The organism is Rhizobium sp. CAU 1783, from assembly GCF_054551725.1.
Map to the genome: position 1 here is coordinate 123,882 of NZ_JBTOLM010000002.1, position 18,756 is coordinate 142,637.

Consider the following 18,756-nt stretch of genomic DNA (forward strand, 5'->3'; position numbering starts at 1 on the left):
CACTGGAAGACCCGTGTCCGGGTACGACCTGGCCAGCGCCATGGCCGGCCAAAAGGAATGGAAGGTGGGAGGCTGGCACGATGACCCGTGCCGCGCTCGTTAGGGCTGCTTCCTTCCGGACCTGACCCGGTTGGCGAGTGGCTCGTCCACCACCAACCTCCCGAGGCACATATCGGCAATTACGCGATCAAATGCAAGCCAAGCCCGCAAAAAACTGTTATGAAGAAAGAAAACGACAGGAGGAACACCTTGAACCAATTCGTGCTCGACGAACGGCTTGCGCGTGACAGTGGCCTCCTTGTCCACTTGGGTCTCTGCGAGCTGCGCCTGATCAACGACAGCCGGTGGCCCTGGCTGGTTCTCGTGCCCAAGCGGCCGGGCATTTCAGAGGTGTTTGACCTGACACCCCTCGACCAGGCGGTCCTGACCTTCGAGCAGAATACCGTCGCCGCCGCATTGAAGACGGTGACCGGTGCCACCAAGATCAACATTGCGGCGATCGGCAACATCGTTCGCCAGCTGCATGTCCATGTGATCGCCCGCGTCGAGGGTGATCCAAACTGGCCTGGCCCCGTCTGGGGTCACGGAACTGCCATACCCTATGGCGAAGATGCCCGCCGCCAACTCCAGCAGAAGATACTCGAAGCCCTTCACTCATGAAAAAATCGATTTTCGACGGCAACGGCCCCCATCCCGAACCGAGCGAACTCACGGCCTTTTCGCGCAATGCGCTCGAACGCGACAGTGAACACCGCGACGAAACCTCCCTCGAAAAGGCGCTTGCCGTCGAGGGAACCCACATACTCGCCTTCTGCGATTCAAAGCTGGTGCTGAAGCACGACGGTCAGGTGCTTGATCCGCTCTTTGCACCTTACGAACTGGCAGAACTCGATCCCGACTTCGAAAACGCAGTGCTACTCGGCTTCCAGCCCTCGGGCGAGCCTCGTATCGCGGTTCCGGTCCGCTGCCCGGCCGACGATCTCGCAGGCCACTACAAGCCGGCCGATCCCCGCGCGCTGTTTCGCGACCGGCTGGTCGGCGAGGATCTGCTCGGCGAGACTGCCCAGGCGCTCAGCCTGCTGCGCTGGAATGCCGACAATCGGTTCTGCGGTCGCTGCGGTTCGGTGGCCGAAAGCCGGATCGGCGGCTACAAGCGAATCTGCACGGGCTGCGGCCACGAGATGTTTCCCCGCACCGACCCCGTTGCGATCATGCTGGCGATCGACGAGAAGCGCGACCGCTGCCTGCTCGGCCGAAACCACCGGTTTCCTGAGGGCATGTATTCGAGCCTCGCGGGCTTCGTCGAGCCGGGGGAAACGATCGAGAATGCCGTGCGCCGCGAGACGCGGGAGGAATCCGGGATCGAGATCGGCCGCGTTCGGTATCACGCCTCCCAGCCTTGGCCGATGCCGCATCAGCTGATGATCGGCTGTTTTGCCGAAGCGATCTCGTTCGACATCGCCGCGGACGAGGCGGAGCTGGCCGACTGCCGCTGGTTCACCCGCGACGAAATCGCCGAACTGGCCCGCAACGCCCAGATCGACGGCAAGAGCATACCGATCGAAGGTACGATCGCTCGCCGCCTGATCGTCGACTGGCTGGAGTGGAAGCGCTGAGGCCTCGGGCCTCAGTTGCCAAGCTTGCCCCGCATCGGGTGGCCTTTGTAGACGCCGAGGATGCGGACCTTCTCCGAGAAGAAGCGCAGCTCTTCGAGCGCCCGGCGAACCGGTGCGTCGTCGGGATGGCCCTCGATATCGGCGTAGAATTGCGTCGCGACGAACTTGCCGCCGATCTGGTAGCTTTCGAGCTTCGTCATGTTGATGCCGTTGGTCGCAAAGCCGCCCATGGCCTTGTAGAGCGCGGCCGGAATGTTGCGGACGTTGAAGACGAAGGTCGTGACGAAAAGTTCGTCGGCGTTCTTGCGCTGGGCGATCTGCTCCTCGCGTGACAGCACGACGAAGCGGGTGACGTTGTTTTCCGTGTCCTCGACGTTTTCGGCGACGATATCGAGTCCGTAAAGGTCGGCAGCGAGGCGCGGGGCGAGCGCGCCCATCGTCCGGTCGCCCCGTTCCGCGACCAGCTTTGCAGCGCCTGCGGTATCCCCTGCGACCACAGGCTTCCAGCCGTTGGCTCGCATGATCTTGCGGCACTGGCCGAGCGCATGGATATGGCTATGGACAGTCCGGATCTCGTCGATCGAGACGCCCGGAAGCACCATCAGCTGGAAGCGGATCGGCATGAAATACTCGCCGATGATATGCAGACGCGATTCGGGAAGCAGGTAGTGGATGTCGGCGACGCGTCCGGCGATCGTGTTTTCGATCGGTATCATCGCAAGATCGGCTTCACCGTTCTCCACCGCGACGAAGGCATCCTCGAACGTGGGGCAGGGAAGGGGCGACATGTCCGGAAACATGTCGCGGCAGGCCATGTCGGAGTTCGCGCCGAATTCGCCCTGGAAGGCGATCCTGTTGGTCTTGTTGCTCATTGGGTATGTCCGTTCTCTTAGGAAGTCTTGCGGCCCAGAATCTGCCGCGCCTTTTCGAGGTCGGCCGGCGTGTCGACGCCGAGCGGGATGGATTTGACGATCTCCACGTCGATCCGCATGCCGGCCTCGAGTGCTCTCAACTGCTCGAGCGACTCGCGCTTCTCCAGCGTTGACGGTGACAGCGCGACGAAGCGCTCCAGCGCCTTGCGGCGATAGGCATAGAGGCCGATGTGGTGGTAAAGCGGACCATCGCCGTAGGGTGCGGTGGCGCGCGTGAAATAAAGTGCGCGCAGGCGGCTTTCCGAAAGCGGCGAGCCGACCACCTTGACGACGTTGGGATTGGTCTTCTCTTCCTCGTCAGTGATCTCGACTGTCAAGGTGGCGATGTCGACGGCCGGTTCCTCGAGCGGTCGGAGGGCTGCACGGATCGTTTCCGGTTCGATGGTCGGCAGATCACCCTGGACGTTGATCACGGTTTCGATCCGGCCTTCCGGGTCGGTCTTGGTAAGCGCCTCGTGGATGCGATCCGAACCCGACTGGTGGTCGAGCCGTGTCATCACGACCTCGAAACCTGCGGCCGAAACGGCGTCGAAGGTTCGAGCATCATCGACTGCCACAATGATTCGCCCGACATCGGCCTCGCGGGCGCGCAGCGCGACCTGGACGATCATCGGCAGGCCGCAGATATCGGCCAGCGGCTTGCCCGGAAGGCGGGTCGAAGCCATTCGGGCGGGGATAAGAACGAGGGTCTTTCTCGAATCGACGTTATTCATGCCCAGTCCCTTCAAAACCCGACGAAAAAGTGTCAAAAAGTCCCAGTCTGGGGATCACAATCGTGTTGCAACTGTCAAGCAAAAGACATAGGTTCCGCGCGATTTCAAGATCGTCCGGTTGCTGATCCGCCGGCTGCATGGGAGCGTTTGCAGATGAACTCATATGTGAACATGGGCGTTGGTGCTCTTTTGGGTACCGTTTTCGTCCTGATGTCCGTATCCATCGCGTCGGAAGGCATTTTCCACTCGCCCGAGCCGGAAAAGGAAGGCTATGCCATCGTTGCTGAAGGTGCTTCCGAAGGTGCCGCCGAGGGCGAAGCCGCTGCTGCTGCCGAAACCCCGATCGCTACGCTCCTGGCCAGCGCCGATGCTGCTGCCGGCGAAACCGTCTTCAAGAAGTGCACGAGCTGTCACACCGCCGACAAGGGCGGTGCCAACAAGGTTGGCCCGAACTTGTTCGGTCTCGTCGAGCGTCCGGTCGCTTCGCATGAAGGCTTCGGCTATTCCGCTGGCATGAAGGACTTCTCCCAGGGTGGTTCGGTCACCTGGACCTTCGAAAACCTCAACCATTTCCTGACTGCGCCGAAGAAGTTCATCGCGGGCACGGCGATGGGCTTTGCCGGTATCAAGAAAGAAGACGAGCGCGCCAACCTGATCGCCTACCTGCGCACGCTGTCCGACAGCCCGGTCGCTCTGCCGTCGGCTGATGCTGCTGCTGCTCCGGCTGCCGAAACCGCTCCGGCCGCTGATGCCGCTGCCGCCCCGGCTGCCGCTGCCGCCCCGGCCGCTCCGGCGGAAGCAGCACCTGCTGCCCCGGCTCCGGCAGAAGCTCCGGCAACGAACAACTAGGATCTGCGGTCCTTCCGCACCGTCTCGAATTGAATGCCCGGCCTGGCCGGGCATTTTTCGTTTGTGGCTACGCTTTCCTACTGCAGCATCCAGGCCCAGAAGGTGACGCTGACGACGCCGATGGCGGTCGTCAGCGTGATGGTCGAGGCCGCAAGTCCATGGCCGACCCCAAAGCGGTTGGCGATCAGCCAGGCGTTGATACCCGTCGGCACGGAGGAGGTTAGCACCAGGGCGGCTGTCCATTCGGTGTTGAGGCCGAGCAGCCGGCAGGCGGCCCACACGCAGGCGGGCATTAGGATCAGCTTAAGCGCGCCGATGACGGTCGAGATCTGCAGGTTGCCCTTTACGCCGTATTTGTTGAGCGCCATACCGAGCGAGATCAGCGCGGCCGGTGCCGCCATCGCGGTGATCTGTTCGGTGACGCCCGCCAGGACCTCCGGCAGCGCGAGGCCGGACAGATGAAGCGCCAGTCCAGCGACCAGGCCGATCACCAACGGATTGTGCATAAGGTTGGTGCCGATCTGCCTGAGCACGCTACCGATCCCGCGCGCACTGCCGCCATTCACCTTGTGCTCGGCGCGTTCCATCAGCACCGTGCCGATCACCATCATCAGGGGCAGGTGAACCGCGAGCAGGATCGAGACGGCGACGATGCCGTCGCTCCCCACCGTGCGCTGCACGAGCGGCAGGCCGATAAAGATGTTGTTGGCGAATGCCGAAGAAACGCCGGCAAGAACGCCCACGCGCGCATCGCGCTGGAAAAGTCGCGTTGCCACGAGATGGCCGACTGTCCAGGTGACAGCGACACCGGAGAAATAGGCGACCCACAGCCTGAACGGCGAAGCGCCGTGAAAATCGGCCTGGGAGATCGTGTGGAAGAGCAGGACCGGGACGGCGACGCGGAACACGAATTCTCCGAGGCCGTCGCCGATCTCGGCATTCAGAACACCCGTTTTCACGAGGCTCCAGCCGAACAGGATGAGGATGAAAATGGGAAAGACGTCGTGGGCGATGGCATACATCTGCGGGGCAAACCTTGGGGGGAGGGGAAAGCAGAACCAAGGTCTAGCGCGATGCGACGTGTGCTACCAGTGCGGATTGATCTTTGTCAGACAGCCGGACCACGAAAAAAAGCGGGGAGACCCCGCTTCCCTCGCCCGATCCTGCCGGGACTTGGAACCGCATCGCCAGTACATCCGTGGTCGAGCGCAGTTCGAATGGTGGGACAGATCATGTCCCTCGCGACGGCTTACGCAGATACTCTGATGCCGTCCTGACTTGGCGTTTGTTTAGGCTATGTGCGTGACAGCTGAATGACGGCTCGGCATTTCGTCCGAGGCGTGCTGTTTTCCCTTCCATGCCGGCCAAAAACGGCTATGACCGGAAAAACCCAACCCACCGGAGATCCGCAATTCATGAGCAGGTTCGATGTCCTCACCGTCGGCAACGCCATCGTCGATATCATCTCGCGCTGCGAGGATGCCTTTCTGATCGACAATGACATCACCAAGGGAGCGATGAACCTGATCGATGCCGATCGTGCCGAGAAGCTCTATTCGCTGATGGGGCCGGCCGTCGAGGCATCCGGAGGCAGCGCCGGCAACACGGCCGCAGGCATTGCCAGCCTGGGCGGCAAGGCCGCCTATTTCGGCAAGGTTGCCGAAGACCAGCTCGGCAAGATCTTCATTCATGACATTCGCGCCCAGGGCGTCCACTATGAAACCCGGCCGGAAGGCTCGAACCCGCCGACCGCGCGCAGCATGATCTTCGTCACGCCGGATGGCGAGCGCTCGATGAACACCTATCTCGGCGCCTGCGTCGAGCTTGGCCCGGAAGATGTCGAGCCCGAGGTCGTCGCACAGTCCAAGGTTACCTATTTCGAAGGCTATCTTTGGGACCCGCCGCGCGCCAAGCAGGCGATTCTCGATTGCGCCCGCATTGCCCACGAGAACGGCCGGGAAATGTCGATGACGCTGTCCGACAGTTTCTGCGTCGGGCGTTACCGCGATGAGTTCCTTGATCTCATGCGCTCGGGCACCGTCGATATCGTCTTCTCCAACAAGCAGGAAGCGCTGTCGCTCTACGAGACGGAAGATTTCGACAAGGCGCTTGATCTGATGGCGCGGGATTGCAAGCTCGCCGCCGTGACGATGAGCGAGGAAGGGGCGATTATCCTGAAGGGTGACGAGCGCATCCGGGTCGAAGCTTCCGTGATCAAGGAACTGGTTGACACCACCGGTGCCGGCGATCTGTTCGCGGCCGGCTTTCTCTATGGCTACACCCAGGGGCGTTCGCTTTATGACTGCGGCCGCATCGGCTGCCTGGCGGCAGGCATCGTGATCCAGCAGATCGGTCCGCGCCCGCTAGGCTCGCTGTCGAAGGCGGCGAGCGAAGCCGGCCTTATTTGAAGGCTTCGCCCGGATAGGCGCCCCAAATCTCGCCCTGCGAGACCCAGCCTGTGACGCCGCCGGCTTCGGCCCGGCACCAGTTACCGTTGCATTCGTCGAGGCGGATCACCACGCCGGGTTCGAGCTTGGCCACCACGCCGGCCGTCGTCTGGGAATCGACCCGCATGTTGACGAAGACGTTGTTGCCCCGCATCCACGGGGCGGCAATCGCCGACCGCTCGCCCGACAGCAGCGTCTGGCTGACCCAGCCCTCGGTGCCGTCCGCGTCACGGATGCGGCGCCAGTTCTCGTATTCCTGGATGATCTCGACCGGCAGCCCGGATTTGAGGTACAGCCAGGACACCGCGTAGTCGGTGCTTGGGCCGATGCGCAGGTTGACGCGTTTGGCCTTCAGGCTGACGAAGCGGGGAAGCGGCAGTCCGCTCGATCCCTTCGAAACGGCCTGGGCTTTGACCGGTGCCGTCCCGGTCGCCGTAGTCCCCAGCGCGGTGCAGCCGGCGAGCAGGGCACGAAGCACGAAATGACGCATGGCTGTTCCGATCCCTCAACGAATTCAAGGGTATTTCCTGCAGTTCCCCGACGGTTGCACGCGCTTCGCGATAAATCGGACACGAAGCCGTGAGGTTTTGTTTGTCTTCGCCAACGGGTTTGGTAGAAAATGCCCTGAACGGGGAAATTATCCCCGTCTTGGTTAATGACCTCTGAACAAGGCCTCGAATCTTCCATGACGAACAGGAAACGACCCAAGGTTTACATAACCCGGAAACTGCCGGACGCCGTGGAAACCCGGATGCGCGAATTGTTCGAGGCGGAGCTCAACATCGACGACACGCCCCGCACCCAGCCGGAGCTGGTCGCTGCCGTGAAGACCGCCGATGTTCTCGTGCCGACCGTCACGGATCGCATCGACGCGGCGCTGATCGAGCAGGCCGGGCCACAGCTCAAGCTGATCGCCAGTTTCTCGAACGGCTTCGACCACATCGACGTCGATGCTGCCGCACGAAAGGGCATCACCGTAACCAATACGCCGAACGTCCTGACGGAAGACACGGCCGACATGACCATGGCGCTGATCCTTGCCGTGCCCCGCCGTCTGGTGGAGGGTGCGCGCGTGCTGATCGAGAAGCCCGGCGAGTGGACCGGCTGGTCGCCCACCTGGATGCTCGGCCGCCGCATCTGGGGCAAGCGCATAGGCATCATCGGCATGGGGCGGATCGGCACCGCGGTTGCGCGCCGTGCCAAGGCCTTCGGCCTGTCGATCCACTACCACAATCGCAAGCGCGTCAACCCTGCCACCGAGGACGAGCTCGAAGCGACCTATTGGGACAGCCTCGACCAGATGCTCGCCCGTGTCGACATCGTCTCGGTGAACTGCCCTTCAACCCCGGCGACCTTCCATCTCCTGTCGGCGCGCCGACTGGCGCTCATGCAGCCGACCAGCTACATCGTCAACACCGCCCGCGGCGACATCATCGACGAGGATGCGCTGATCCAGTGCCTGCGCGAGGGCCGGATCGCCGGCGCCGGTCTCGATGTCTTCGAGAACGAACCCGCGGTAAATCCGAAGCTCATCAGGCTCGCGGGGGAGGGCAAGGTTGTCCTGCTGCCGCATACGGGATCCGCGACGATCGAAGGCCGTATCGACATGGGCGACAAGGTCATCATCAACATCCGGACCTATTTCGACGGCCACCGTCCCCCGAACCGGGTTCTGCCGAGCCGGACCTGAGGGCAGGTCAGTCGAGATCTCGACGCATCTCGATCGATGTGGTCCGGTCGAAACCGGCATGCCGGTTCTCTGCCGTCTTGCGAAAGCCCCAGCCGGAAAACACGCGGTGGTTCTCGATAAGTTCGATCCGTGTATCGAGGCGAAGAGCCTTGAGGCCGTACTGCCACGCCGTCGCCTCAGCTGTCGCGAGCAGACGCCGCCCGATGCCGCGGCCTTGCATCGTCGGTTCGACCGCGAGCTTACCAATGTAAAGCGCGTCCGGCTCCGGCTTCAGGAAGATGCAGCCGGCGAGGTGCTCACCGTCCTGTGCGACGAAGGCGCACTCCTGTGAAGCTTTCTTCTTCAGCAATGCAGGCGTCAGTCGGTGGGCGGAGGAGGGAGGGTCTATACGCCCGTCCATGTAAGCGAAGGCGCGCAGTATGAGTTCCAACAAGTCGCCATGGCGGTTGAAGTCCTGGTCGACGCGGCGGATCTCGATTTTCATCTGGACGATCTTGCAGCACGCCGGCGATAGCGGATGGTCTCGAAGCGGGCCGACAGCGCGTCGTAAAGCAGCAGTCGCCCGACCAGGGGGGCGCCGACACCGGTGATCAGCTTGATCGCTTCCATCGCCATCAGCGTGCCGATGACACCGGTCAAGGCGCCGACGATCCCGGCTTCGGCGCAGGCCGGCACGAGCCCCTCGGGCGGCGCTTCGGGGAAGAGGTCGCGATAGCAGGGGTTCTGCTGCCCGTCCGGGCAGTGTTCATAGGGTTTGAGGACTGTCAGCGAGCCATCGAACCGGCCGACGGCACCGGTCACCAGCGGGATGCCCGCCTGTTCGGCGGCGTCCGCCGCCGCGTAACGCGTGTCGAAGTTGTCGGAGCCATCGATCAGGAGGTCGAAGCTGCCGAGATGCGTCCGGGCAAACGCGGGGCCGAAGCGTTCCTCATAGCGACGGACCCGCACATTCGGGTTGAGGCGCGCAATGGCGCGCGCGGCGCTCTCCGTCTTCTCCTCGCCGATCGTTCCGGTGTCGTGAATCACCTGCCGCTGCAGGTTCGAGAGCGAAACCCGGTCGTCGTCGGCGATGCCGAGCGTGCCGACGCCTGCCGCCGCGAGATATTGCAGTACCGGTGCGCCGAGGCCTCCCGCGCCGATCACCAGGACGCGGGAGGATTTCAGGCGCTGCTGTCCTTGCCCCCCGATTTCGGGCAGCAGGATATGGCGATGGTAACGGGAGATCTCTTCGGGGCTGAGCGGGTCCATGGCGACAATGATGGCACGGTTGTCGGACGGGCGAAAGCCTAGGCCGTCAGTACGCTGTCGTGCACGCTGACGAACTGCGCGCGCTCGCCGAGGGCGGAGAACATCGATCTGTCCGTGCCGGTCATGAAGGCCTGGCCGCCCAGGGCATCGATCCGGTCGAAGAGTGCGGCGCGGCGGCCTTCGTCCAAATGCGCGGCGATTTCATCGAGCAGGAGAACCGGGGCGTGGCCGGTCATGGTGGCGACCAGCCTGGCATGGGCGAGTACCAGCCCGACCAGCAATGCCTTCTGTTCGCCGGTAGAACACCGCTCCGCCTCGATGTCCTTGTCGGCATGGCGCACCAGCAGGTCGGCACGGTGGGGGCCTTCGAGGGTCCGCCCGGCGCCCGCGTCGCGATGACGCCCGGCCGCGAGCATTTCCATGTAACGATCCTCGATCTCGATGGCCGGGACATCGCCCTCCTCGTCGAGAAAGCCGCGGAGCGCCAGCATGGCGGACGGGAAGGTCGAAGCCTCGTCGGTGCGCCTGGTCAGGCCCGCGAGCAGCCCCAGCATTTCTCTGCGCGCCAGGGTCATGGCAACGCCCAGGCCTGCCATCTGCCGCTCGAGGCCGGAGAGCCAGGCCGGATCGAAACGACCTTCTGCGAGTAGCTTGTTGCGGCTGCGCATGGCGCGCTCGAAATTGCTGGCGCGCCGGCCATGGGCCGGATCCAGCGAAAGGACCAGCCGGTCAAGGAACCGTCGCCGGTCTGCTGCCGGGCCGGTGAAGAGCCCGTCCATCGCCGGCGTGAGCCAGAGGACGCGGAGGTGATCGGTAAGTTCATCGACGGACTTGGCCGCGGTGCCGTTGATACGGAGGCGCCGGACGACGGCTTCGCCTTCTCCGTCGCTCCCGGTGCCGATCTCGACCTCGCCCTCCATGCCGTCCACCTCGGCGAAGATCGAGAATCCGCCGGGTGCGCCGACCCGGGCGACATCGGCAAGGCTGGCGCGGCGAAGGCCTCGGCCCGGCGACAGGAAGGAGACCGCCTCCATGAGATTGGTCTTGCCGGCCCCGTTCTCGCCGGTAAGCACGACATGCCGACCGTCCAGCGACAGCGAAGCCGCGGCATAATTGCGGAAATCCGTGAGCTTCAGCCGATGGATCGTTGTCTTGTGCGTCATGATGGTCCGGTCTTGGTCGTCCCATGAGCTAGGCGTAAAGCCGTCCCATGACAAGGCGGTTCGACTGTTTTCCCTAAGCATGGGCGGAACGGGACCGGGGCTGGGAGACGTTGCGACGCATGGACCGGTGCATGGGGCAGGTGTATGGAAATGGGCAGGACGCAAAAGCGGAGATCACCGAATGGCTCCCGATCGAGACGAACTGACGCCGGAAGAGGCGCGCCGCGACCACTGGGAAATGCTGCGGTTCCTTGCCGGCAATGCCCTATTCGGCGCGGGGATCGGAATGATGGTGGCCGTCGCTTTGATATGGCTCGACATCGGCGGCTTGGGCAGCCACCTTGCGCGCGCCCGTAATCCCTTCCTGCCCGCCGCGATGATCGCCGTACCGCTGGCACTCACCTTCGCCGCTGCCGTCACAGCCTCCGCGATCATGCTGATGCCCTACAAGAAGAAGAAACAGCGCTAGTCGACCCTGAACGCCATTCCTTTTCGATTGACGGTCTTGTTCCGATCCGCCAGAACCGCGCGGTCGAACCCACGGAGCGAAAGGCCATGACCGAAAACGATGACCGCGTCCTGCGGCTGGAAGAAACGGTCGCACACCAGACCCGCGTGATCGAGGAACTCTCCGACCAGCTGGCGGAACAGTGGAAGGTCGTCGAGCAGACGCGCGCCAAGCTTGACCGGCTGACCGAACGGTTTCTTTCCCTGGAGGAGCAGGCGCTCGAAGCGCCGGCGATCACCAGGCCGCCACACTACTGAGCGCTAGGTCCGAACCGCCACACCGTCCACGATGGCCGAGACGATCTGCCGGATCTCCGCGTCCGTCACGTCGAGCCGGCTGGTGAGCAGCCGGTTCCAGGCAAAACTCGAGAAGAGTTCGATCAGCAGTTCCGGATCGACGTCGTTGCGGATCTCGCCCCGCGCCTGGGCCCGGGCGAGGATCGAGCCGCTCTGGCGGCAACGGGACACTGCATAGTCGCGCAGGGCGTCGAGCGCTGCCGGATCGCTTTGTGCCTCGGCGATAATCGAGCGGAAGATCGCGCCGCCGCCGTCCCGCCAGAAGCCGATCAGGCCCCTGAGAAACTGCGTGAGATCGTTCTTCACGTCGCCGCTGTCGAGATGGGGAACGACATCCTTCTGCCGGTGGTAGAGATCGAGAAGCAGGGCTGCCTTTGACGGCCACCAGCGATAGATCGTCGGTTTGCCCGCCTTGGCGCGCTTTGCGACCGCTTCGATCGAAAAGGCGTTCAGACCGCCCTCGAGCAGAATGGCTTCGGCGGCGGCAAGGATCGCCTCTTCGCTTGCGGGGTTGCGCTGCGATCCGATCGAAGTACGGCGATCCGCTGTCTGTTTGGCCATCTGGCTCTTGGTCTCCATTTTCTTGAGCCTTAGCACAAATTTCTATTGAACGGAACGATCCGTTTCTATATAGAACGAAACGTCTCGTTTCTATGGAGAAAGATATGTCTACCGAAAATGCCTCCCGACCGATCCCGTCCAAGCTTCGTCTGGCTCTACTCATGCTGGCCGCGGTCTACCCGTTCGTAACGGCAATTCTCTATGTGTTGCTGCCTCTGACCGAAGGATGGCCGATCTGGGCGCGCACCCTCATTCTGGCACCGGTAATGGTATTCAGCATCGTCTACGCGATCGCCCCTGCCATCCAGCGGCGGTTCAGCTGGTTCATCCTGCGCCAGCCCCGCGCCGTGGCCGCATGAACAAACAGAAAAGCGAGCCGGAGAGGTTTCCGGCTCGCTTTGCATTCAATTGACGACGTCAAGTGACTTCAGTCGCTCAGCGTGTCGAAGAAATCCTTCATCCGGGCGAAAAAGCCCGTCGACTCCGGATTGTTCTCCTTCGACGACAACTGTTCGAACTCTTGCAGCAGTTCGCGCTGGCGCTTGGTCAGCTTCTGCGGGGTCTCGATCTGGATCTGGATGTAAAGGTCGCCCGTCTGCGCCGAACGCAGGACCGGCATGCCCTTGCCCTTCAGGCGGAACTGCTTGCCCGCCTGCGTGCCTTCCGGAACCGTCACACGCGACTTGGCGCCGTCGAGCGTCACCACGTCGAACGTCCCGCCGAGCGCCGCCGTCGTCATCGAGATTGGCACCGAGCAATAGAGATCCGCGCCATCACGCTGGAAGAACTCGTGCGGCTTGACCGACAGGAAGATGTAGAGGTCGCCCGAAGGACCACCCCTCAGGCCTGCCTCGCCTTCGCCCTGCAGGCGGATGCGGGTGCCGTCCTCGATCCCGGCAGGGATGTTCACCGAAAGCGAGCGTTCTTCCGTCACGCGACCCTGACCGTGGCACTTGCCGCAGGGGTCGGAAATCGTCTGGCCGCGACCGTGACAGGTCGGGCAGGTCCGCTCGACGGAGAAGAAGCCCTGGGCCGCCCGGATGCGGCCGCTGCCCTGACAGGTGGTGCAGGTGGTCGGCTTGGTGCCCGGCTTGGCGCCGGTGCCGGTGCAGGCCTCGCAGGTGATTGAGGTCGGCACGCGGATCTGCGCCGTCTTGCCCGTGAAGGACTCCTCGAGCGAGATCTCCATGTTGTAGCGAAGATCGGCGCCGCGTTCGCGACCGCCGCTCGAGCGTGCACGGCCACCGCGACCGCCGCCCATCATCTCGCCGAAGATATCCTCGAAGATGTCGGAGAAGCCGCCGCCGGCAAATCCGCCGCCACCCGGATGGAAGCCGCCGCCACCGCCCTGTTCAAAGGCGGCATGGCCGAAACGATCATAGGCCGCGCGTTTCTGCGGATCCTTCAGCGTCTCATAGGCCTCGTTGATTTCCTTGAACTTCTTTTCAGCTTCGGCGTCGTCCGGATTCTTGTCCGGATGATACTTCATCGCCAGCTTGCGGAAGGCGCTCTTCAGCTCCTTCTCGTCAGCCGTCTTGGCGACCCCGAGGGTCTCGTAAAAATCTGCTTTTGCCATGGTCTTACAAAGCTCTCAAAGCCTTCTCCACACTCGTGTGGCTGCCAGTCTTCTTGCCTGCCTGCTTCTCGCAGGCTGCCATGTCTTTCTGGAAGTCGGAAGCCGCGGCGCGGGCATCCTCGATCAGCATGCGGCGAGGCTCGCCCTTGTTCGCCAGTCCGTCCGCCGCAGAAACGGCGAGAAAGGCGAGCGAATGGGCTGCCATGTCGCAGGAGGTCACGCTGCCGCCTTCTTCGCGGCGCTTGAGCGCTGCTTCGATGACGCGGCCGAGGTCGCTGCCTGTCTTGGAAAGCTGCCGACTGTCGCCGGCGCCGATCGCCTTGACGATGGTGGCCTCAGCGGCACTCACCTTGCGAAAGACGGTTTCCATCTGCCCCTTGTCCTGCGCCAGGACGGCGCTTGTGCAGAGGGCCAATGAAAATGCGGCTGGCCCGAAGGCCAGCCCCTTGAAGGTGAAGCGTCGCTGCGGCCGCTGCATCAGGCCGACTTCTTCGCGTCTTCGTCCTTGACCTCTTCGTAGTCGGCATCGACGACATCGTCATCCTTGCCGCCTTCCGAAGCGCCGGCGCCTTCCTCGGCCTGCTGGGCCTCGTAGATCGCCTGACCGAGCTTCATGGACACTTCCATCAGCGACTGCGTCTTGGCCTGAATGTCGTCGGCATCGGGCTCGGAAGCCTCGATGGCGGTCTTCAGGGTTGCGATCGCATCCTCGATGGACTTGCGGTCGGCCTCGGAAACCTTGTCGCCATAGTCCTTGAGCGACTTTTCGGTCGAGTGGACAAGGCTCTCCGCATGGTTCTTGGCTTCGACTGCAGCACGACGCTTCTTGTCGTCCTCGGCGTGAGCCTCGGCGTCCTTGACCATCTTCTCGATGTCGGCGTCAGACAGACCACCGGAAGCCTGGATGCGGATCTGCTGCTCCTTGCCGGTGCCCTTGTCCTTGGCCGAAACCTGGACGATGCCGTTGGCGTCGATGTCGAAGGTGACTTCGATCTGCGGCATGCCGCGCGGTGCCGGCGGCAGGCCGACGAGGTCGAACTGGCCGAGCAGCTTGTTGTCCGCCGCCATTTCGCGCTCGCCCTGGCTGACGCGGATGGTCACGGCATTCTGGTTGTCTTCCGCGGTCGAGAAGGTCTGGCTCTTCTTGGTCGGGATCGTGGTGTTGCGATCGATCAGGCGGGTGAACACGCCACCGAGCGTTTCGATGCCGAGCGACAGCGGGGTCACGTCGAGAAGCAGAACGTCCTTGACGTCGCCCTGCAGAACGCCAGCCTGGATCGCGGCGCCCATGGCAACCACTTCATCCGGGTTCACGCCCTTGTGCGGCTCCTTGCCGAACAGCTGCTTGACGATTTCCTGGACCTTCGGCATGCGGCTCATGCCGCCGACGAGAACCACTTCCTCGATTTCGCTGGCGGAAACGCCGGCGTCCTTGAGAGCTGCCTTGCACGGAGCGACGGTGCGCTGGACGAGGTCGTCGACCAGGCTCTCGAACTTGGCGCGGGTCAGCTTCATCGTCAGGTGCTTCGGACCGGAAGCGTCAGCCGTGATGAACGGCAGGTTGATTTCGGTCTGCTGCGACGAGGAGAGCTCGATCTTGGCCTTTTCCGCAGCTTCCTTCAGGCGCTGCAGAGCGAGCTTGTCGTTCTTCAGGTCGATGCCGTTGTCCTTCTTGAACTCAGCTGCGAGGTACTCGACGAGGCGCATGTCGAAGTCTTCGCCGCCGAGGAAGGTATCGCCGTTGGTCGACTTCACTTCGAAGACGCCGTCACCGATTTCGAGGATGGAGATATCGAAAGTACCGCCGCCAAGGTCGTAGACGGCAATCGTCTTGCCTTCGCGCTTGTCCATGCCATAGGCGAGGGCGGCTGCGGTCGGCTCGTTGATGATGCGCAGGACTTCAAGGCCGGCGATGCGGCCTGCGTCCTTGGTTGCCTGGCGCTGGGCGTCGTTGAAGTAGGCCGGAACGGTGATGACGGCCTTTTCGACCTTCTCGCCGAGATAGGCTTCCGCGGTTTCCTTCATCTTCTGGAGAACCATGGCCGAGATCTGCGACGGCGAATAGCCCTTGCCCTGAGCTTCGACCCACGCGTCGCCGTTGTCACCCTTGACGATATGGAAGGGGACGAGACCCTTGTCCTTCTCGACGGTCGGATCTTCGTAGCGGCGGCCGATCAGGCGCTTGACGGCGAAGAGGGTGTTGGTCGGGTTGGTGACCGCCTGGCGCTTGGCCGGCTGGCCAACGAGGCGTTCGCCATCTTCCGTGAAGGCAACCATCGACGGGGTGGTGCGTGCACCTTCCGAATTTTCGATGACCTTCGCATCCTTGCCGTCCATGACGGAGACGCAGGAATTGGTCGTTCCAAGGTCGATACCGATTACTTTAGCCATGTCATTCTCTCCTTGAAGCAGGCCGTCGGAACCCCGGTAAGGCATTCCCCTGACGGCCCCTCGACGTGGATGGTCTGGGATTTCGCAGTCTGGCTGCGGTTTATGTCGCGTATATAAGAAGCGGTTTTTCCGACTGCAAGGCTGGAAATCGGCTGTAATCCAGTAAAAAGAACAGATTGGCGCCTTGTTTCCCCGCCTTTTGTGGCGCACGAAAACCGTCCCGTTGGCAAGGAGGGCTAGCAGGCAAGCCTTGCGCCGGGCTGCATCCGAAAGATGGAGCGGGCAGTGCCGCTTTGCAAGCGCCCGGACGTGGTTCCCGCTCGATCACTGGCCCATGATGATGTCGAGGAGTGTCGTGCGCCGGGTCGCGGGCTGCACGGGCGATCCGCCGCCGACGTCGGCCGGTGGGACCGGCCCGTCGTAGCCACCCTGTTCGGAGTTGTCCTGCGGCGGTCCCGCGGGCGGTAGGTCTTCCGGAGGAAGCCCCTGTTGCGCTGTTGGGCGGGCCGTCGGATAACGTTCCTCCCCGCCGGAAAACACATCCGAAATGATCGTTCCGATCGTGGTCGGTTCGGGTTGAGGCTCGACATAGCCTTCGCCGGCAAGCGGTACCGGCGTCAGCCCGGCATGGGCCGCTGTCATGAAGTCGTGCCAGGCTTTCGCGGGCAGGCCGCCGCCGGTCACCTTCTTCATCGACTGGCCGTCGTCGTTGCCGAACCACACGCCCGTCGTCAGGTTGCTGGTATAGCCGACGAACAGCGCGTCGCGGAACGACTGCGTCGTACCCGTCTTGCCGGCCGCTTCCCAGCGCTCAAGGCGCGCCTTCTTGCCGGTGCCCTCTTCGATGACGCCTTTCATCATGCGGTTCATGTTCGCGACGATCGGTTCTCCGAGCACGCGTGGCGGCTCGGCATAGTCGTTCTCGTAGAGCACCTTGCCGTCGACGTTGGAAATGCGACGCACGATGTGCGGCGTCGCCTTGTAGCCGCCGTTCATGAAGGGCGCATAGGCCGCCGTGAGTTCGAGCAGCGAGACCTCCGACGTGCCGAGCGCAATCGAGGCGTTCGACTGGAGTTCGGATTCGATGCCCAGCCGGTGGGCGAGCTTGATCACGTGGTCGGGGCCGACCTCCATGACCAGCTGGGCGGCGATCGTGTTCAGCGACTCGGCGAGCGCCTTGCTGAGCGTCACCGGCCCCCGATATTTTTCGTCATAGTTTTCCGGCGTCCAGGCGCCGATCCTGATCGGTGCGTCGTTGCGTGTCGAATCGGGGCGTGCTCCCATCTCGAGCGCGGCTGCATAGACGAAGGGCTTGAAGGCCGAACCCGGCTGGCGCTTGGCCTTGACCGCACGGTTGAACTGGCTGTCGGCATAGTCCTTGCCGCCCACCAGCGCCCGGATGGCCCCGGTTCCGTCGATTGACACCAGTGCGGCCTGCGACGCCTTGAGCTTGTCGCCTTCGGCCTCCAGCGTCTCGACGATCGCCTCTTCGGCTTTCCTTTCGAGGTTCATGTCGATGGTCGTCTCGACCACTAGATCCTCGCCGACCGTGCCGACCAGCATCTTCACCTCGTCGAGCACCATGTCGGCCACGTACTGGCCTGCACCCGTCCAATAGCGCTTGGCCTGGGTGGGTGGTTGCGACATCGCGGTCTTGATCTCGTCTTCGCTGATGAAGCCTTCCTCGCGCATCGCGCCGAGAACGACCTGGGCGCGCGCTTCGGCAGCCTCCGGATCGCGCGCCGGCGAAAGGCGGGACGGGGCTTTCAGCAGGCCGGCGAGAAGGGCTGCCTCGCCGAGATTGACGTCACGCGCCGATTTCGAGAAGTAGCGCCGCGAGGCCGCCTCGACGCCATAGGCGTTCGACCCGAAATAGACCCGGTTGAGATACATCGCGAGGATCTGATCCTTGGTGAACTTGTGCTCGAGCCAGAAGGAGAGCAGAACCTCCTGCACCTTTCGTTCCAGCGTGCGTTCCGGCGAGAGGAAGAGGTTCTTTGCCAGCTGCTGGGTAAGCGTCGAGCCACCCTGCACGGTGCGTCCGCTGACAAGATTGGTCACCACGGCACGCGCGAGCCCCAGCGGGTCGACACCGAAATGCGAATAGAAGCGACGATCCTCGATGGCGATGACGGCCTGCGGGATGAAGGGCGACATGTCTTCGAGCGCGAGAGCTTCGCCGCCCGTCGCACCGCGATTGGCGATCACCGTACCTTCGACCGAGACGATCTTGACGTTCGGCGGGCGTTCCGGGATCGACCAGACATTGGCGCTCGGCATGCGCGCGCCGTAATAGGCGACGACGCCGGCAATGCCGATGCCGCCCCAGATGCCGAGCACGATGCACCAGTAGATCATCCGGCTGATCAGCCCGGACAGTCCCCCGGAGGAACGGCGCTTCCGGCCGCGCTTTTGCTTGCTCCCGCGTGATGTCTTCGGCTCGGATTTGGCGGCACGGGTTTTCGAACGGCTGGCCGTGCGTTTCCCGCCGATGCGGTCGCCGGCATCCAGACGGATCTCGTCGTCGTCTTCCTCGGGGCCGTCCCCGAAGGTCGGCTCGACGCGTTCGCGGGATTTTCCTCTGCTTGCCATGGCTGGCGATCGTGCTCCAGAAACCTGAGCGTCCCCGATCCGGTGATGCCCGGAGCGCGTTCGACGCGAAATGTTGCGGCCGCATGACAAGCAGGAAGGCGCGGCCGAAGAATTGCATTTTAAATACGGCGATTTAAGGGGGGGTTAACAGCCGGTAAACAAATCGAAAATCGC

General features: G+C 63.1%; 20 protein-coding genes and 1 other RNA gene. 8 read left to right on the top strand and 13 right to left on the bottom strand.

From position 1 onward, the window contains the following. Positions 1-64: 64 nt before the first annotated feature. Positions 65-161: signal recognition particle sRNA small type (ffs, locus tag ACX93L_RS07320), an RNA gene on the bottom strand. A 58-nt stretch (positions 162-219) separates the two neighbouring features. On the opposite strand from ffs, the gene ACX93L_RS07325 reads away from it, so the two are divergent. After that, a complete protein-coding gene (locus ACX93L_RS07325) occupies positions 220-660 on the top strand; it encodes an HIT family protein (RefSeq protein WP_459404245.1) in 441 nt (146 codons plus the stop codon). After that, positions 657-1,616, top strand: a complete 960-nt coding sequence (gene nudC / locus ACX93L_RS07330; RefSeq protein WP_459404246.1) for an NAD(+) diphosphatase — start codon at positions 657-659, stop codon at positions 1,614-1,616. Before ACX93L_RS07325 ends, nudC begins: the two co-directional genes overlap by 4 nt. Before the next feature lie 11 nt (positions 1,617-1,627). On the opposite strand, the gene ACX93L_RS07335 is transcribed toward nudC, so the two are convergent. Continuing rightward, positions 1,628-2,488, bottom strand: coding sequence for a prephenate dehydratase (locus ACX93L_RS07335; protein WP_459404247.1), 861 nt, complete (start codon positions 2,486-2,488; stop codon positions 1,628-1,630). A gap of 17 nt (positions 2,489-2,505) precedes the next feature. After that, positions 2,506-3,261 carry a 3-deoxy-manno-octulosonate cytidylyltransferase gene (locus ACX93L_RS07340; protein ID WP_459404248.1) on the bottom strand — a complete coding sequence of 252 codons (756 nt, stop codon included), beginning with the start codon at positions 3,259-3,261 and terminating at the stop codon, positions 2,506-2,508. Between the two features lie 153 nt (positions 3,262-3,414). Here ACX93L_RS07340 and ACX93L_RS07345 point away from each other — a divergent pair, with 153 nt between their 5' ends. Further along, a complete protein-coding gene (locus ACX93L_RS07345) occupies positions 3,415-4,110 on the top strand; it encodes a c-type cytochrome (protein ID WP_459404249.1) in 696 nt (231 codons plus the stop codon). A gap of 77 nt (positions 4,111-4,187) precedes the next feature. Here ACX93L_RS07345 and ACX93L_RS07350 read toward each other — a convergent pair whose 3' ends face one another. Further along, positions 4,188-5,132 carry an AEC family transporter gene (locus ACX93L_RS07350; RefSeq protein ID WP_459404250.1) on the bottom strand — a complete coding sequence of 315 codons (945 nt, stop codon included), beginning with the start codon at positions 5,130-5,132 and terminating at the stop codon, positions 4,188-4,190. Positions 5,133-5,525: 393 nt separating this feature from the next. On the opposite strand from ACX93L_RS07350, the gene ACX93L_RS07355 reads away from it, so the two are divergent. Next, positions 5,526-6,518 (top strand): adenosine kinase, encoded by a 993-nt coding sequence (locus tag ACX93L_RS07355; RefSeq protein ID WP_459404251.1) that lies wholly within the window; start codon positions 5,526-5,528, stop codon positions 6,516-6,518. On the opposite strand, the gene ACX93L_RS07360 is transcribed toward ACX93L_RS07355, so the two are convergent. After that, the gene (locus ACX93L_RS07360; protein ID WP_459404252.1) at positions 6,511-7,047 is read right to left on the bottom strand and encodes an SH3 domain-containing protein; all 537 of its coding nucleotides are present in this window, start codon (positions 7,045-7,047) and stop codon (positions 6,511-6,513) included. The two genes, ACX93L_RS07355 and ACX93L_RS07360, sit on opposite strands and share 8 nt — an antisense overlap. Positions 7,048-7,242: 195 nt before the next feature. Here ACX93L_RS07360 and ACX93L_RS07365 point away from each other — a divergent pair, with 195 nt between their 5' ends. Next, positions 7,243-8,247 carry a 2-hydroxyacid dehydrogenase gene (locus tag ACX93L_RS07365; protein ID WP_459404253.1) on the top strand — a complete coding sequence of 335 codons (1,005 nt, stop codon included), beginning with the start codon at positions 7,243-7,245 and terminating at the stop codon, positions 8,245-8,247. A 7-nt stretch (positions 8,248-8,254) separates the two neighbouring features. Here ACX93L_RS07365 and ACX93L_RS07370 read toward each other — a convergent pair whose 3' ends face one another. From ACX93L_RS07370 to recF, 3 genes are read right to left on the bottom strand one after another with little or no spacing between them, the layout of a single operon-like run. Beyond that, a complete protein-coding gene (locus ACX93L_RS07370; RefSeq protein WP_459404254.1) occupies positions 8,255-8,731 on the bottom strand; it encodes a GNAT family N-acetyltransferase in 477 nt (158 codons plus the stop codon). After that, entirely contained in the window at positions 8,728-9,495 is a 768-nt protein-coding gene (locus tag ACX93L_RS07375; RefSeq protein WP_459404255.1) for a molybdopterin-synthase adenylyltransferase MoeB, read from the bottom strand. Before ACX93L_RS07375 ends, ACX93L_RS07370 begins: the two co-directional genes overlap by 4 nt. 38 nt (positions 9,496-9,533) lie before the next feature. Further along, positions 9,534-10,658 carry a DNA replication/repair protein RecF gene (gene recF, locus ACX93L_RS07380; RefSeq protein WP_459404256.1) on the bottom strand — a complete coding sequence of 375 codons (1,125 nt, stop codon included), beginning with the start codon at positions 10,656-10,658 and terminating at the stop codon, positions 9,534-9,536. 181 nt (positions 10,659-10,839) lie between these two features. On the opposite strand from recF, the gene ACX93L_RS07385 reads away from it, so the two are divergent. Together ACX93L_RS07385 and ACX93L_RS07390 are read left to right on the top strand one after the other, a co-directional pair. Continuing rightward, a complete protein-coding gene (locus tag ACX93L_RS07385) occupies positions 10,840-11,127 on the top strand; it encodes a hypothetical protein (RefSeq protein WP_459404257.1) in 288 nt (95 codons plus the stop codon). An 86-nt stretch (positions 11,128-11,213) separates the two neighbouring features. After that, positions 11,214-11,423, top strand: coding sequence for a SlyX family protein (locus ACX93L_RS07390; protein WP_459404258.1), 210 nt, complete (start codon positions 11,214-11,216; stop codon positions 11,421-11,423). Positions 11,424-11,426: 3 nt separating this feature from the next. On the opposite strand, the gene ACX93L_RS07395 is transcribed toward ACX93L_RS07390, so the two are convergent. After that, positions 11,427-12,023: a TetR/AcrR family transcriptional regulator gene (locus ACX93L_RS07395; protein WP_459404259.1), complete on the bottom strand. Its 597-nt coding sequence runs from the start codon at positions 12,021-12,023 to the stop codon at positions 11,427-11,429. A 104-nt stretch (positions 12,024-12,127) separates the two neighbouring features. Here ACX93L_RS07395 and ACX93L_RS07400 point away from each other — a divergent pair, with 104 nt between their 5' ends. Then, positions 12,128-12,382 (top strand): hypothetical protein, encoded by a 255-nt coding sequence (locus tag ACX93L_RS07400; protein ID WP_459404260.1) that lies wholly within the window; start codon positions 12,128-12,130, stop codon positions 12,380-12,382. Between the two features lie 68 nt (positions 12,383-12,450). Here the strand turns inward: ACX93L_RS07400 and dnaJ are convergent, their stop codons facing one another. The 4 genes from dnaJ to ACX93L_RS07420 form a co-directional block, all read right to left on the bottom strand. Next, complete coding sequence (dnaJ, locus tag ACX93L_RS07405; RefSeq protein WP_459404261.1) at positions 12,451-13,599, bottom strand: molecular chaperone DnaJ; 1,149 nt, start codon at positions 13,597-13,599, stop codon at positions 12,451-12,453. Between the two features lie 4 nt (positions 13,600-13,603). Next, positions 13,604-14,077 (bottom strand): hypothetical protein, encoded by a 474-nt coding sequence (locus tag ACX93L_RS07410; RefSeq protein WP_459404262.1) that lies wholly within the window; start codon positions 14,075-14,077, stop codon positions 13,604-13,606. Next, positions 14,077-15,990, bottom strand: coding sequence for a molecular chaperone DnaK (gene dnaK / locus ACX93L_RS07415; RefSeq protein ID WP_169592260.1), 1,914 nt, complete (start codon positions 15,988-15,990; stop codon positions 14,077-14,079). Before dnaK ends, ACX93L_RS07410 begins: the two co-directional genes overlap by 1 nt. A 324-nt stretch (positions 15,991-16,314) precedes the next feature. Continuing rightward, the gene (locus ACX93L_RS07420; RefSeq protein ID WP_459404263.1) at positions 16,315-18,582 is read right to left on the bottom strand and encodes a transglycosylase domain-containing protein; all 2,268 of its coding nucleotides are present in this window, start codon (positions 18,580-18,582) and stop codon (positions 16,315-16,317) included. Positions 18,583-18,756: the final 174 nt, after the last annotated feature.